Consider the following 14,696-nt stretch of genomic DNA (forward strand, 5'->3'; position numbering starts at 1 on the left):
GCGCCGCGCGCGCCGTCGTGTCGTGCGGGCGGCCCACCTTCGCGAAGCGCGCCGTGCGCGCGTGCGATACAACGAAGCCCCGTGCTGGACGCCAGCCGGGGCTTCTGTCTTTGGCGAGCCGTCGCGCCGCCCGGAGTCAGTCGGCGAGCCGGTTGTCCGCGAGCGCCTTGCAGCAGTCGTCGAACACCCACTGCACCAGCTTCGCGTCGTAGTTCAGGTCGTCGGTGTCGACGATTTCCTCGACCGCGTCGCGCGCCCATGACGCGTCGACGAACCCCGCATGGCGCTTGGCGATGTCCTGCGCGATCGCGGAAAGTTTCGCGATCGTCAGCCAGTCCGCGTGCCGGTGATGCCGGTCGAGCCAGCGGTGCGCGGCCTGCACCTCGAACGACGCGTCGGGCCAGGATTCGTTCAGGTAATAGGCGCCCAGATTCCCGCAGGTCAGCCAGCAGAGCAATTCCAGGCGGTCGCGGGAACTGAGGATGGGACGTGCATCGGTCATGGCAGCGCTCACGAAATTCATCGATTCCGGGTGGTAGTCGAGCGCGAGAAAATCGACCCCACTCACTCAAAACATAGCACGGCGGCACTGGAATCGCGCAATCGGTGCCAGTGCGGAGTCGGCGGCCGCGCGGGGCATTTTCGTTTGCCCGGATCGGCTCGCAGGCGAGGCCGGCTTGCCTTCAATCGTCTGCGAATTGAAGGCAAGCCGTGAGCCGACCGACAGGCAGGCTTCCGTGCGCCGTCGCCGAAGCATCGCGACACGCCCCTCGGGCACTCGCTAAAATGTCCGCTTCCATGGAGACGGGAAACGACAATGAAAATCTATGACCAGTTCTATGTCGGCGGCGAGTGGCGCAAGCCGGCAGGCACGGGCTCGATCGACGTGATCGACTCGGCCACCGAGGCTGTGATCGGCCGGATTCCGGAAGGCGACGCGACCGACGCGCATGCCGCGGTCCGCGCGGCGCGCGCCGCGTTCGATGGTTGGGCGGCCACGCCGCCCGCGACCCGCGCCGCGTACCTGCGCAAGATCGCGGAGCATTTGCAGGCGCGCAGCGAGGAGCTTGCACAATCGATCACGGGCGAGGTCGGCATGCCGATCAAGCTGTCGCGCGCGATCCAGGTCGGCGGGCCGATCTACAACTGGAACGCGTATGCGAAGCTCGCCGAGTCGTTCGAATTCGAGTCGCAGGTCGGCAACTCGCTGGTGGTGCGCGAGCCGGTTGGCGTCGTCGCGGCGATCACGCCGTGGAACTACCCGCTCAACCAGATCACGCTGAAAGTCGCGCCGGCGCTCGCCGCGGGCTGCACCGTCGTGCTCAAGCCGTCCGAGGTCGCGCCGCTCAATGCGTTCATGCTCGCCGAGGCGATCCACGAAGCCGGGCTGCCGGCCGGCGTGTTCAACCTGGTGTGAGGCTACGGGCCGGTGGTCGGCGAGGCGCTCGCGACCGATCCGGACGTCGACATGGTGTCGTTTACCGGCTCGACCCGCGCGGGCAAGCGTGTGTCGGAACTGGCCGCCGCGAGCGTCAAGCGGGTCGCGCTGGAGCTCGGCGGCAAGTCCGCGTCGGTGATCCTCGACGACGCGGATCTCGCCGCTGCGGTCAAGGGCACGGTCAACGCGTGCTTCCTGAACGCGGGCCAGACCTGTTCCGCGCATACCCGGATGCTGGTGCCCGAGGCGCGCTACGACGAAGCGCGCGCGCTCGCGAAGGCCGCCGCCGAAGCGTACGTGGCCGCCGATCCGCGGCAGGAGACGACGCGGCTCGGCGCGCTCGCGTCGTCGGTGCAGCAGCAGCGCGTGCAGGCGTACATCCAGCGCGGCATCGACGACGGCGCGGAACTCGTGACGGGCGGCGTCGGCCTGCCGGACGGCATCGCGAAGGGCTTCTTCGTGAAGCCGACGGTGTTCGGCCGCGTCGATCCGAAATCGGCGATCGCGCAGGAGGAGATCTTCGGGCCGGTGCTGTCGATCATCACGTATCGCGACGAGGACGAGGCGGTCCGCGTCGCCAACGATTCGCCGTACGGGCTCGGCGGCGCGGTGTGGGCGGGCAGCGACGAGCGGGCGCTGCGCGTCGCCCGCCGCATTCGCACCGGGCAGGTCGACATCAACGGCGGGACCTGGAACATGGCCGCGCCGTTCGGCGGCTTCAAGCAGTCGGGCCACGGCCGTGAAAACGGCGTCTACGGCCTCGAGGAGTACCTCGAATACAAGTCGATGCAACTGAAGGCATCGAAGCCGGCCTGAGCGGCGCGCCGCACGATTCTGGTGCGGCATGTGATCACATGCCGTTTTTTGTTGATTTTTTTGTTGATATTTCTCAAGGTGCGCGGGCGCCAATCGTCGATCATCGGCATTTTTCTCCGATGTATCGACGAGGTTTCCGATGACCGCACCCAATTCCTTCCCGCCGCTGACGATTCGCGGCCGTTCGTTGCTGCCGATCGTGCAAGGCGGCATGGGCGTCGGCATCTCCGCCCACCGCCTGGCGGGCAGCGTCGCGCGCGAAGGCGCGGTCGGCACGATCGCGAGCATCGACTTGCGCCATCACCACGCGGATCTCCTCGAGCGCTGCCGCGCGCAACCCGACCGCGCGACGCTCGAAGCGGCCAATCTCGAGGCGCTCGCGCGCGAGATCCGTCTCGCGAAGGCCTACAGCGAAGGGCGCGGGATGATCGCCGTCAACGTGATGAAGGCGGTCAGCGCGCATGCGGACTACGTGCGCGTCGCGTGCGAAGAGGGCGCGGATGCGATCGTGATGGGCGCCGGGCTGCCGCTCGACCTGCCCGACATGACGCAAGGCTTCGACATCGCGCTGATCCCGATCCTGTCGGACAGCCGCGGCATTGCGCTCGTGCTGAAGAAATGGATGAAGAAGGGCCGCCTGCCGGACGCGATCGTGATCGAGCATCCGGCGCACGCGGGCGGGCATCTCGGCGTGACCCAGATCGACGACATGCACGATGCGCGCTTCGACTTCGCGCGCGTGCTCGACGAAACGGCCCAGGTCATCGCGTCGCTCGGCCTCGAACGCGAGCGCATTCCGCTCATCGTCGGCGGCGGGATCAATAGCCACGAAGCGTTGCGCGATGCGCTCGCCGCGGGCGCAAATGGCGTGCAGATCGGCACGCCGTTCGCCGTCACCGAGGAGGGCGACGCGCATCCGAACTTCAAGCGCGTGCTGGCCGACGCCAGGCCCGACGACATCGTCGAGTTCGTCAGCGTGACCGGGCTACCCGCGCGCGCGGTGAAGACGCCGTGGCTCGACCGCTACCTGCGCCACGAGACGCGCATTCGCGCGAAGCTCGGCGCGATCAAGCAGCGCTGCCCGACCGCGCTGGAATGCCTGAGCGTGTGCGGGCTGCGCGACGGCATCGAGAAATTCGGCCACTTCTGCATCGATACGCGCCTTGCCGCCGCGTTGCGCGGCGACGTCGCGAACGGCCTGTTCTTCCGCGGCCGCGAAGCGCTGCCGTTCGGGGATGCGATCCGCAGCGTGCGCGACCTCATCGACCTGCTGCTGACGGGCAATGTGGCGGAAACCGCGACAAACCGTCCCACGTTTACCCTCGCTTGATAAAAGTCAATATGCGGAAAAGACCCTACCGTGAGAATGGAGTCTGTTCTTTGGGGGTCCGTACCATGCGTAAAACGATTCAAACCTGTCTTACCGCTGCGGCTTGCGCCGCGACTCTGGCAGCGATTCCTTCGCTGTCTCATGCCGCGTCGGATGGCAACGGCATCAACCAGGGCGACATTCTGGCGCGCGTACGTGCGATCAGCATTCAGCCTAATGTGCGCAGCACCGACACGCTCCACGCGCTCGACGCCGGCGTGAACAACGCGATCGTGCCGGAAGTCGACTTCACGTACATGATCCGCGACTACCTGGGCATCGAGCTGATTCTCGGCATGTCGCGCCATCAAGTGACGACGAGCCTCGGCAACCTGGGCGGCGTCAACGTGCTGCCGCCGACGCTGCTGCTGCAATACCACTTCAACCATGCCGGCAGGATTCGTCCGTACGTCGGTGCCGGCTTGAACTACACGTACTTCTGGAACAACGGCGTGAACGTCGGTGGCCAGAGCGTCGCGCTCACCCGCGGCAGCTTCGGCCCGGCGCTGCAACTCGGCTTCGACGTGCAGGTCACGAAGCGCACGTTCGTCAACGTCGACGTGAAGAAGATCTGGATGAGCACGGATGCGCAGCTCGGCGGCCAGAACATCGGCACGCTGCACATCGATCCGCTGATCGTCGGCGTCGGCTTCGGTATGAAGTTCTAAGGTACCGGGCGACACCGAGCAAAACAGAACAGAGTTGGGGTTGGCGGCACGGCTTGATGCGTGCCGCTTTTTTTTGTTTTGCGGGCGCCGCGCGTGCGGGCGCCGCGCGTTACAGCTTGTCGTACTGAAAGCGCATCGCGGTGCCTTCGCGGGTGATGCGCGCCCACACCTCGCGTTTTTCTTCGTCGCTCAGGAAGACCCAGTTCGAGACTTCGCCGGCGGTGCGGCCGCAGCCCTTGCAGACTTCGTCGAAGAGGGTCGAGCAGACGCCGATGCACGGGCTGTCCGGCAGGTCATGAAGATTGGAGGCCATCGGAAGGTTCGGGGCAGGTTGAAACGCGAAGGCGCCATTTTAATGTATCGGGGCGAATCGCCCCGCCGGCCGATCCGCCGGCGGCGCCGAGCGTACCGGCGCAGGGCGCCACGCTACGCAGGCGAGGCAGGCGGCCGGACGCCGCTCATTGCCCCGTGACGGTTTGCCAGATCAGCGCGGCATTCAGCGCGACGATCGCGCCCGCACACGCCCACGCGCCGGCGAGCGCGATGCCGCGCACCCGCCAGCGGCCCATGATCTCCGGCTGCGACGCGAACCGGATCAACGGAATCATCGCAAGCGGCAACTGCAGGCTCAGCACCACCTGGCTCGCGACCAGCAACTGGTTCGAGCCGTGTCCGCCGAACAGCATCACCGCGGCCAGCGCCGGGCCGATCGCGAGCGAGCGGGTCAGCAACGCGCGCTTCCAGCGCGGCAGCGTCAGTTGCAGAAACCCTTCCATCACGGCCTGGCCGGCCAGCGTGCCGGTGACGGTCGCCGACAGGCCGCACGCGAGCAGCGCCGCGGCGAACAGCAGGCCCGCCCAGCGGCTGCCGACGAGCGGCGCGATCAGCCGGTGGGCGTCGGCGAGCTCGGTCACGTTGACGAAGCCGCTCGCATGAAACACCGCCGCGGCGACGATCAGCAGCGCGGCGTTGATCACCAGCGCGAACGTCAGTGACGCGAACGTGTCGACGTTGACGCCGAACAGCGCATGGCGGATCTGCGCGTCGTCGCCGTCGGCCGCGTAGTGGCGCACGAGTGCGGCATGCAGGTAGAGATTGTGCGGCATGATCGTCGCGCCGAGCATCCCGACGCTGAGCCACAGCACGCCGGCGTCGGTCAGCAGCCCGGCGGGCGGCAGGGTGCCTGCGAGCGCCGCGTGCCAGTCGGGCTGCGCGAGCGCGACCTCGACGACGAAGCACAGGCCGACGAACGCGATCAGCGCGGCGATCGTCGCTTCGAGCGAGCGCCGGCCGCTGCGCTGGATGGCCAGCAGCGCGAGCGTGCCGACCGCGGACAGCAGCACGCCGACGACCAGCGACACGCCGATCAGCATCTGCAGCGCGACCGCCGCGCCGATGACCTCGGACACGTCGCAGGCGACGATCGCGATCTCGGCCGCGATCCACAGCATCAGCGTCGTGCGGCGGCTGTAACGCAGGCGGCAAAGCTGCGCCAGATCGTGCCCGGTGACGACGCCGATGCGCGCGGCGAGCCACTGCAGCAGCATTGCGATCAGGCTCGCGGCGATCACGACGCCGAGCAGCCGGTAGCCGTAGCGCGCGCCGCCCGCCAGCGCAGTCGCCCAGTTGCCCGGGTCCATGTAGCCGATCGCGATCAGCACGCCGGCGCCGAGGAACGACAGCCAGCGGCGCCCGGCGGTGTGGCCGGGAGGCGGAACGGTGGGAAGCGGACGGGTGTTCATGGGGGGAAGCATAAGCCGAACGCGGCGGTCGCGGGCGCGTGCGCCGCGATGCGGCAGCGCCTGCGCGCGACATCCGGCGACACGTTCGGCAGTTCATCCGGCGCGGCCGCTGTCGTCGGCCGCCGTTCGTCCATTTTGTGGATGGACAGGCGCCGATAACCCGATAAAATTGCGCCGAATTCTCCCGTTTCGCGCAGCTTTGCAGGCTTGCCGCAGGAAACTGTTCCGTTTGCGCGACACAGGCATGTTTTTTTTGTGACGCATCGGGAATCAATGGTAGCGTTCGGGGTTTTCAAGGGGTGGCGCGGGTCGCACGCGCGGCCATGGCGAGGCAGACGACAATCGGACAGCGTTCCGATCGGACGGGAGGACGGGATGAAAGCAAAGGTGGCGGGCCGGTTCGCGGCACTCGCGCTGTGCGTGGGCGCATCGGCGGCAGCGGCGAAGGATACGCAGCTCAATGTCTACAACTGGTCGGACTACATTGCGAAGGACACGATCCCGAACTTCGAGAAGCAAACGGGCGTCAAGGTCCGCTATGACAACTACGACAGCGACGACACGCTGCAGGCGAAGCTCCTGACCGGCAGCTCGGGCTACGACATCGTCGTGCCGACGAGCAACTACGCCGGCAAGCAGATCGCCGCCGGCATCTTCGCGCCGCTCGACAAGTCGAAGCTGCCGAACCTCAAGTATCTCGATCCGCAGCTGATGGCGCTGGTCGCGGGCGCCGATCCGGGCAACAAGTTCGCGGTGCCCTGGGCGTACGGCACGACGGGCCTCGCGTACAACGTGAACAAGGCCCAGCAGATCCTCGGCAAGGTGCCGCTCGACAACTGGGACATCCTGTTCAAGCCGGAGAACCTCGCGAAGCTGAAGACGTGCGGCGTGTCGGTGCTCGACGCGCCGGACCAGATGTTCGCCGCCGCGCTGCACTACATCGGCAAGGATCCGGCGAGCACGAACCCGGCCGACTACCAGGCGGCGATGCAGGTGCTCAAGAAGATCCGTCCGTACATCACGCAATTCAACTCGTCGGGCTACATCAACGATCTCGTCGGCGGCGACATCTGCTTCGCGTTCGGCTGGTCGGGCGACGTCGTGATCGCGAAGCATCGCGCGATGGAAGCGAAGAAACCGTACAAGGTCGAGTACTACATCCCGAAGGGCGGCGCGCCGGTCTGGTTCGACGTGATGGCGATCCCGAAGGACGCGAAGGACAAGGACGCCGCGCTGCAGTGGATCAACTACATCGAGGACCCGAAGGTTCACGCGGCGATCACCAACGCGGTCTATTATCCGAGCGCGAACGCCGAGGCGCGCAAGTACGTGCGGCCCGACGTCGCCAACGACCCGGCGGTCTATCCGCCCGCGGACGTCGTGAAGACGCTGTTCCTGCTCAAGCCGCTGCCGCCGGAGATCCAGCGCCTGCAGACGCGTCTGTGGACCGAGCTGAAATCGGGACGTTGACGCGATAGCGGTATCGCATGCAGTCATGAAGCCCCTGGTGCCCCCGGGGGCTTTGTTCGTCAAACGCAGGAGAGAAGCAGCACATCATGAATAGCCAGTCGAGCGTGCCGGCAGCAGGCGCGCCGTCCTTCGTTCCCTCGTCCGGCGCCGATTCGCGCGCCGAGAATTTTGTCCAGATCGTCGACGTCGTCAAGAAATTCGGTGAAACCGAAGCGGTGCGCCAGGTCAACCTGACGGTGCGCAAGGGCGAGCTGTTCGCGCTGCTCGGCAGCTCGGGCTGCGGCAAGTCCACGCTGTTGCGGATGCTGGCCGGCCTCGAGACCGTCACGTCCGGCAAGATCCTGATCGACGGCGAGGATCTCGCGCAGATGCCGCCGTACAAGCGGCCCGTGAACATGATGTTCCAGTCGTACGCGCTGTTTCCGCACATGACGGTCGAAGCGAACGTCGCGTTCGGCCTCAAGCAGGAAGGCGTGCCGAAGGCGGAACTGAAGGCGCGCGTCGCCAGCGCGCTGGAACTCGTGCAGATGGGCAAGTACGCGAAGCGCAAGCCGCACCAGCTGTCGGGCGGCCAGCAGCAGCGCGTCGCGCTCGCGCGCTCGCTCGTCAAGCGCCCGAAACTGCTGCTGCTCGACGAGCCGATGTCCGCGCTCGACAAGCAGATCCGCCAGCGCACGCAGATCGAACTGGTCAACATCCTGAACCAGGTCGGCGTCACCTGCATCATGGTCACGCACGACCAGGAAGAGGCGATGACGATGGCGAACCGGCTCGCGGTGATGAGCGAAGGCCAGATCGTCCAGATCGGCACGCCGGGCGAAGTCTACGAATATCCGAACAGCCGCTTCTCCGCGGAATTCATCGGCTCGACCAACCTGTTCGACGGCGCGACCGTCGAGGACGAGCCGGATCACGTCTTCATCGAGTCGCCGGACCTGCCGTGCCGGGTGTACGTGAATCACGGCATCAGCGGCCCGCTCGGGATGCCGGTCAGCGTGTCGGTGCGCCCCGAGCGGATCGCGCTGACGCGCAAGCCGCCCGAAGGTGCATACAACTGGGGGCGCGGCACGATCAGCAACATCGCGTACATGGGCGGCTATTCGCTTTATCACGTGAGGCTCGACTCGGGCAAGACGGTGATCGCGAACGTGTCGAGCCTCGCGATTTCCGAGCTGGAAGCGCCGTCGCTCGGCGACGAGATCTACGTGCGCTGGAGCGCGTCGGCGGGTGTGGTGCTGACCTCATGAACGCGTTCAAGTCCCTGCTCAACTGGCCGGTGAAGCGGTTTCGCCTCACCGGCAGCACGGCCGTCGTGGCCGGGCCGTTCACGTGGCTGGTGCTGTTTTTCCTGGTGCCGTTCGTGCTGGTCGTCAAGATCAGCTTCGCGCAGCTCGAGCTCGGCATTCCGCCGTATTCGGAGCTGGCGTCGTACGCCGACGGCGTCGTCCACATCTCGCTGAATCTCGCACACTACGCGTTCCTGTTCACCGACAGCCTGTATTTCGCGACCTACGTGAACTCGGTGTTCGTCGCGGCGGTCACGACGCTGCTGTGCCTGTTGATCGGCTATCCGATGGCGTACTACATCGCGCGCTCGAACCCCGGCACCCGCAACATCCTGATGATGGCGGTGATGCTGCCGTTCTGGACGTCGTTCCTGATCCGCGTGTACGCGTGGATCGGCATCCTGAAGAACAACGGCCTGCTGAACAACTTCCTGATGTGGGTTGGCCTGATCCACACGCCGATCGAGCTGTACCGGACGAACTACGCGGTCTACATCGGCATGGTGTATTCGTACCTGCCGTTCCTCGTGATGCCGCTTTACGCGCACCTCGTGAAAATGGACCTGCGCCTGCTCGAAGCGGCGTACGACCTCGGGGCCCGGCCGTGGAAGGCGTTCGTGCAGATCACGCTGCCATTGTCGAAGAACGGCATCGTCGCGGGCTGCCTGCTGGTGTTCATCCCGGCGGTCGGCGAGTACGTGATTCCGGAACTGCTCGGCGGCGCGAACACGCTGATGATCGGCCGCGTGATGTGGAACGAGTTCTTCAACAATGCCGACTGGCCGATGGCGTCCGCCGTCACCTGCGCGATGGTGCTGCTGCTGCTCGTGCCGATGGCGATGTTCCAGCGCTTCCAGGCGAAGGAACTGGAGGGCCGCCGCCAATGAAGCCGAATCGCTTGTTGCAGGTCGCGGCGCTGATGGCCGGCTTCGGGTTTCTGTACATCCCGATCCTGAGCCTGATCGTCTACTCGTTCAACGAATCGCAGCTCGTCACCGTCTGGTCGGGCTTCTCGACGCGCTGGTATGCGGCGCTCGTGCAGGACGACGAGCTGATCGCGGCCGCGTGGCTGTCGCTGAAGATCGCGGTGCTGACCGCGTTCGCGTCGGTGGTGATCGGCACCTGGGCGGGCTTCGTGCTCGCGCGGATGGGGCGGTTCCGCGGTTTCGCGCTGTACACCGGGATGATCAACGCGCCGCTCGTGATTCCCGAGGTGATCCAGGGCATTTCGTTGCTGCTGCTGTTCATCGAGCTGGGCAAATGGTTCGGATGGCCGGCGGGGCGGGGGATGTTCACGATCTGGCTTGGCCACGTGATGCTGTGCATCTCGTACGTCGCGATCATTGTCCAGTCGCGGGTGCGCGAACTGAACCCGTCGCTCGAGGAGGCCGCGCTCGATCTCGGCGCGACGCCGCTCAAGGTGTTCTTCGCGATCACGCTGCCGCTGATTTCGCAGGCGCTCGTCGCCGGCTGGCTGCTGTCGTTTACGCTGTCGATCGACGATCTGGTGCTGTCCGCGTTCCTGTCCGGCCCGGGCTCGACGACGCTGCCGCTCGTCGTGTTCTCGCGCGTGCGGCTCGGGTTGAACCCGGAGATGAACGCGCTCGCGACGCTGTTCATCTTCGCGGTGACGATCGGGGTGGTGCTTGCGAACGTCGTGATGCTCCGCCAGGAACGGCGCAGGATGGCGGAGGCAGGGTAACGCGCGTTCGATCGAACGCAGCTGCGGAAACGCCCGGTGTCGACGATGAGTCGGGCCGGGCGTTGTTTTTTGGGGCAAGGTCAATGCGCATCACGCCCGCTTGACGGCCCTGTCCTTGTATGCGATAAATTATCCTATCGGATAATTATTGTCGTGCGACGCGTCGACACACCGGCCGGTGCGGTGTGTGAAGACGCGTTGCGAATACACGGACAGGACGGAGACACCATGAAAGCGATCGTCGTGATGTATGACAGCCTCAACCGGCGCATGCTGCCGCCCTATGGCGCCGACTGGATCAAGGCCCCCAACTTCCAGCGTCTTGCGATGCGGAGCGCGACGTTCGACAACTGCTACGTCGGCAGCATGGCGTGCATCCCGGCACGCCGGGAGCTGCATACCGGGCGCCATAACTTCCTGCATCGCAGCTGGGGGCCGCTCGAGCCGTTCGACGATTCGATGCCTGCCATGCTCAGCCGAAACGGCATCTACACCCATCTCGCCAGCGATCACCGGCACTATTGGGAAGACGGCGGGGCGACGTACCACACGCGCTACGACAGCTGGGAGTTCTTCCGCGGCCAGGAAGGCGATCCGTGGAAGGGCGAAGTGCAGGATCCGCAGCGCCCGTTTCCGATGAAAGGCGCGTCGAAGTTGAAGGCCGCGCTGCAGGACTGGGTCAACCGCCAGTATTTCCCGACCGAAGACCTCCATCCGCAGACACTGACGTTCGATGCCGGGGAACACTTCATCCGCCAGAACCACGACGCCGGCTCCTGGTTCCTGCAGATCGAAACGTTCGATCCGCACGAACCTTTCGTGAGCTACCCGCGCTACAAGGCCCTCTATCCGCACGCGTATCGCGGGCCGTATTTCGACTGGCCGTCGTACGGCCCTGTCTGCGACGACGACACCGATGACGAAATCCGCCATGTCCGCGCGGAATACGCGGCACTCGTCTCGATGTGCGATCACTCGCTCGGCAGGGTGCTCGACCTGATGGACGAATTCGATCTGTGGAAGGACACGATGCTGATCGTGTGCACCGACCACGGATTCATGCTCGGCGAACATGGCTGGTGGGCAAAGACGGCGCAGCCGTGGTTCAACGAGCTGGCGAATACGCCGCTGTTCATCTGGGACCCGCGCAGCGCCAGCGCGGGCGTACGCCGCAACGCGCTGGTGCGGACGATGGACCTGGCGCCGACGATCCTCGATTTCTTCGGCATGTCGCCCACGCCGGACATGCAGGGCGTGCCGCTGCGGGACACGATCCGTGACGATGCGCCGGTTCGCACGGCCGCGCTGTTCGGCATGCATGGCGAACACGTCAACGTCACCGACGGGAGATACGTGTACATGCGCTCGGGACCGGACCCGGACAACAGTGCGCCGATATACGAGTACACGTTGATGCCGATGCACATGAAGGAGATGTTCGGCGTCGACGAATTGGCGGACATCCGGCTCGCCGAACCGTTCTCCTTCACGAAGGGCGTGCGCACCATGAAGATCCCGGCCAGGCCATTGGGATACGCGTACCGCGCCGGGACGTTGCTGTTCGATCTCGCGTCGGACCCGGCGCAGGCGCAACCGATCGACGATGCCGAAGTCGAGCGCCACATGGCCGGCCTGCTTCGCGACCTCATGAAACAAAGCGATGCGCCGCCGGAGCAATACGCGCGCATCGGTCTGCCGGCCGACGGGCCGATCAGCGACGATCATCTGCTCGCGCGCGCCCATGCAGGGCGGGCGGAGGCGTTGCGGCGCAATTTCGCCCGGCAGGCAAAGGCCATGCGTGCCGCGGCGGGCGACGCCGCCACGCCCCGGCAATCCACCCAACCTGACGCAGGCCGGAGACCGCCATGTACGGACCGATCGAGGTGCGAGAATCCCCTGCGGGGGCGAGCGAGGCGCGGAAGGCCGCCCCGGTAGTGAAGAACCGGTGGCGCCACATGGGTATCCTGACCGCCGCGCAAGCGCTGGACAACAGCGAGTCGAGCGTCCTGCCGACGCTCTTTCCGGTCATCAAGGCGAGCCTCGCGCTATCGCTGTCCAGCCTTGGCGTGATGCTGGTCTGCAGCAAGATCGCCGCGGCGCTCTTCAGCCCGTTCTGGCTCTGGCTCGCCCGGCGCTGGAATCGAAAGGGCGTGCTCGTCGTCTGTACCGGAGTCTGGGGGGCGTGGGGGATCGCGGCGGGGTTCTCGCACAACTTCACGATGCTGCTCGTCTGCACGTCGATTCTCGCGGTCGGCACCGCCGGAGCGAGCGCGCTCATCACGTCCATTTTCGCGGACCTGTTCGATGACGCGATGCGCGGCCGGGCGATCGGCTACATGTTCGGCGCCACCGCACTCGTCAGTGCGCTCGTCGGGCCGATGCTGGGCCATCTCGCGGATATCGACGGCGGCTGGCGCATCGGATTCTGGCTGCTCGGCGGCGTCAACATGCTCGCCGGCGCGGCCGTGCTCATCTGGTTCCGGGATCCGGGCGTCGGCGCGTCGCAAGCCGTCGTTGCCAGTCCGGCGACCGGCAAGGCGGCGCCGGCCTGGCGAGACGCACTTGTGTTGTTTCGCATCCCGACGTTCAGCGTCATGCTCGTGTCGAGGCTGCTTGCCGGTCAATTGCTGGTCATGTCGTTCGGTGTCGTTTACCTGACGCAAGTCTACGGATTTCCGAACCGGACGGCCTCGATCGTCATCGCGCCGACCGGCATCGGCTACCTGCTGGGCACGATCGGCGGCGCGGTGATTTTCGACCGGATGCACAAGGCGTGGCCTGACTTCGGACGCGTGGCGTTCCTTCAGATCATGCAGATCGTCTTCGGCGTGATGGCGTTCCTCGGCACCCAGTTCAACTGGGGAAGCATCTACGTGTTCTGCGGCTTCTTCTTCATGATGGGGTGCGCGTTGGGTGCGCTTCCGGGCGCCAACCGGCCAATCGTGATGGCGGTCGTTCCGCCCCGCCTGCGAAGCCTGGCGTTCGTGATTCTGATCGCGATCGTCGAATCGCTGTCGTGGGCGGCATACAATGCCGGCGCGGGCTGGTTCGGCGACCGATACGGCCTGAAGAGCGTGTTCATCGTCGTGGTGGTCGGGCTGGTGCTGGTCAACGGCGCACTCCTCACGGTGCTGTACCGCACCTATCCGCGCGACGTCGCGCGCATGCAGAACACGTTGACGGAGAACGGACGTGGACAAGTTCGATAAGCCAGGACGGGCCTGCTGTACGCCGCGTCGGGACGATGCGGCCGCGTCCGGCGGCGCGGCGTGCATGCCCGAGCCGAGCGAGCCGACCGCGCCGGCCGCGCCGGCCGCGCCGGATCGCGGGCACGCGAGCCATCCCGACGCCGTCTGGTTCGACGGGGGCGCCACCTGGATCGGCACCGACGCGCCGGTGATCAAGGTCGATGGGGAGGGGCCGCGGCGGAGGGTGCATCTGAAACCCTTCGGCATCGACCGCCATGCGGTGACGAACCAGCGGTTCGCCGAATTCGTCGCGGCTACCGGCTATCGCACCGATGCGGAGCGGTTCGGATGGAGCTACGTATTCCACGCATTCGTCGAGCCGGGTCTCGCGACCGACGCGCCGGAAAGCGTGCCCTGGTGGCGTTCGGTTCCGGGCGCGTGCTGGGCGGCGCCCGAGGGGCCGTCGTCATCGCTGGCCGGACGCGCGATGCATCCGGCTGTCCATATTTCCCGGAACGACGCTGCCGCGTTCGCGAAATGGTGCGGCGGACGATTGCCGACGGAAGCGGAATGGGAGCACGCGGCGCGCGGCGGCCCCGACGATCGCCGCTATCCGTGGGGAAACGACGAGCCCGCCGAAGATGCGATGAGCTACTGCAACATCTGGCAAGGCCGCTTTCCCGATTTGTATATCGGCGGCGACAGGCGCTACGGCACGGTTCGCGTGGACGATTTCGCGCCCAATCCGGCCGGGCTCTACAACTGCAGCGGCAACGTGTGGGAATGGTGCGCCGACCCGTTCCGGATCAGGTCGCTGTCGAGCGCCGGCAAGGCGCGGGATCGGCAGGCGGTCTCGGACAAGGAATACACGCTGAAGGGCGGCTCGTACCTGTGTCATCGAAGCTACTGCTATCGCTACCGGATCGCGGCCCGAACGGGGCGCCCGAGCGATACGTCCGCCGGGCACACCGGCTTTCGCGTCGCGTACGACCCGGCGTCGAAGTAACGGCGCGCTCG

13 protein-coding genes and 1 pseudogene are annotated in these 14,696 nt (G+C 66.1%); 10 read left to right on the forward strand and 4 right to left on the reverse strand.

The genetic code is table 11. From position 1 onward, the window contains the following. Window positions 1-136: 136 nt before the first annotated feature. Window positions 137-502, reverse strand: coding sequence for a hypothetical protein (locus tag LIG30_RS16055; RefSeq protein WP_038713722.1), 366 nt, complete (start codon window positions 500-502; stop codon window positions 137-139). Between the two features lie 315 nt (window positions 503-817). On the opposite strand from LIG30_RS16055, the pseudogene LIG30_RS16060 reads away from it, so the two are divergent. From LIG30_RS16060 to LIG30_RS16070, 3 genes and pseudogenes are all read left to right on the forward strand, one after another. Then, window positions 818-2,254 (forward strand): annotated as a pseudogene (locus LIG30_RS16060) (aldehyde dehydrogenase family protein). Between the two features lie 139 nt (window positions 2,255-2,393). Continuing rightward, window positions 2,394-3,584 carry an NAD(P)H-dependent flavin oxidoreductase gene (locus LIG30_RS16065; protein WP_038713601.1) on the forward strand — a complete coding sequence of 397 codons (1,191 nt, stop codon included), beginning with the start codon at window positions 2,394-2,396 and terminating at the stop codon, window positions 3,582-3,584. A 65-nt stretch (window positions 3,585-3,649) separates the two neighbouring features. Continuing rightward, window positions 3,650-4,291 (forward strand): OmpW/AlkL family protein, encoded by a 642-nt coding sequence (locus tag LIG30_RS16070; RefSeq protein WP_038713602.1) that lies wholly within the window; start codon window positions 3,650-3,652, stop codon window positions 4,289-4,291. 109 nt (window positions 4,292-4,400) lie between these two features. Here the strand turns inward: LIG30_RS16070 and LIG30_RS16075 are convergent, their stop codons facing one another. The 3 genes from LIG30_RS16075 to LIG30_RS26425 form a co-directional block, all read right to left on the reverse strand. Next, window positions 4,401-4,604, reverse strand: a complete 204-nt coding sequence (locus tag LIG30_RS16075; protein ID WP_038713603.1) for a DUF1289 domain-containing protein — start codon at window positions 4,602-4,604, stop codon at window positions 4,401-4,403. 145 nt (window positions 4,605-4,749) lie between these two features. Beyond that, window positions 4,750-6,033 carry an Nramp family divalent metal transporter gene (locus tag LIG30_RS16080; protein WP_038713604.1) on the reverse strand — a complete coding sequence of 428 codons (1,284 nt, stop codon included), beginning with the start codon at window positions 6,031-6,033 and terminating at the stop codon, window positions 4,750-4,752. Further along, the gene (locus LIG30_RS26425) at window positions 6,030-6,329 is read right to left on the reverse strand and encodes a hypothetical protein (RefSeq protein WP_152986117.1); all 300 of its coding nucleotides are present in this window, start codon (window positions 6,327-6,329) and stop codon (window positions 6,030-6,032) included. Before LIG30_RS26425 ends, LIG30_RS16080 begins: the two co-directional genes overlap by 4 nt. Window positions 6,330-6,408: 79 nt before the next feature. Between LIG30_RS26425 and LIG30_RS16085 the strand changes: the two genes are divergently transcribed. The 7 genes from LIG30_RS16085 (at window position 6,409) to LIG30_RS16115 (ending at window position 14,685) form a co-directional block, all read left to right on the forward strand. Then, the gene (locus LIG30_RS16085) at window positions 6,409-7,503 is read left to right on the forward strand and encodes a polyamine ABC transporter substrate-binding protein (RefSeq protein ID WP_038713605.1); all 1,095 of its coding nucleotides are present in this window, start codon (window positions 6,409-6,411) and stop codon (window positions 7,501-7,503) included. An 86-nt stretch (window positions 7,504-7,589) separates the two neighbouring features. After that, window positions 7,590-8,750 carry an ABC transporter ATP-binding protein gene (locus tag LIG30_RS16090; RefSeq protein WP_038713606.1) on the forward strand — a complete coding sequence of 387 codons (1,161 nt, stop codon included), beginning with the start codon at window positions 7,590-7,592 and terminating at the stop codon, window positions 8,748-8,750. Next, window positions 8,747-9,676 carry an ABC transporter permease subunit gene (locus LIG30_RS16095; RefSeq protein WP_038713607.1) on the forward strand — a complete coding sequence of 310 codons (930 nt, stop codon included), beginning with the start codon at window positions 8,747-8,749 and terminating at the stop codon, window positions 9,674-9,676. Before LIG30_RS16090 ends, LIG30_RS16095 begins: the two co-directional genes overlap by 4 nt. Further along, window positions 9,673-10,491, forward strand: coding sequence for an ABC transporter permease subunit (locus tag LIG30_RS16100; protein ID WP_038713608.1), 819 nt, complete (start codon window positions 9,673-9,675; stop codon window positions 10,489-10,491). Before LIG30_RS16095 ends, LIG30_RS16100 begins: the two co-directional genes overlap by 4 nt. A 45-nt stretch (window positions 10,492-10,536) precedes the next feature. Next, window positions 10,537-12,426, forward strand: coding sequence for a sulfatase (locus tag LIG30_RS16105; protein WP_235510326.1), 1,890 nt, complete (start codon window positions 10,537-10,539; stop codon window positions 12,424-12,426). A 20-nt stretch (window positions 12,427-12,446) separates the two neighbouring features. Further along, a complete protein-coding gene (locus LIG30_RS16110) occupies window positions 12,447-13,700 on the forward strand; it encodes an MFS transporter (RefSeq protein ID WP_051995050.1) in 1,254 nt (417 codons plus the stop codon). Beyond that, complete coding sequence (locus LIG30_RS16115; RefSeq protein WP_235510318.1) at window positions 13,684-14,685, forward strand: formylglycine-generating enzyme family protein; 1,002 nt, start codon at window positions 13,684-13,686, stop codon at window positions 14,683-14,685. Before LIG30_RS16110 ends, LIG30_RS16115 begins: the two co-directional genes overlap by 17 nt. Window positions 14,686-14,696: the final 11 nt, after the last annotated feature.

Origin of the sequence: Burkholderia sp. lig30 (assembly GCF_000687455.2) — a bacterium.
Classification (GTDB): domain Bacteria; phylum Pseudomonadota; class Gammaproteobacteria; order Burkholderiales; family Burkholderiaceae; genus Burkholderia.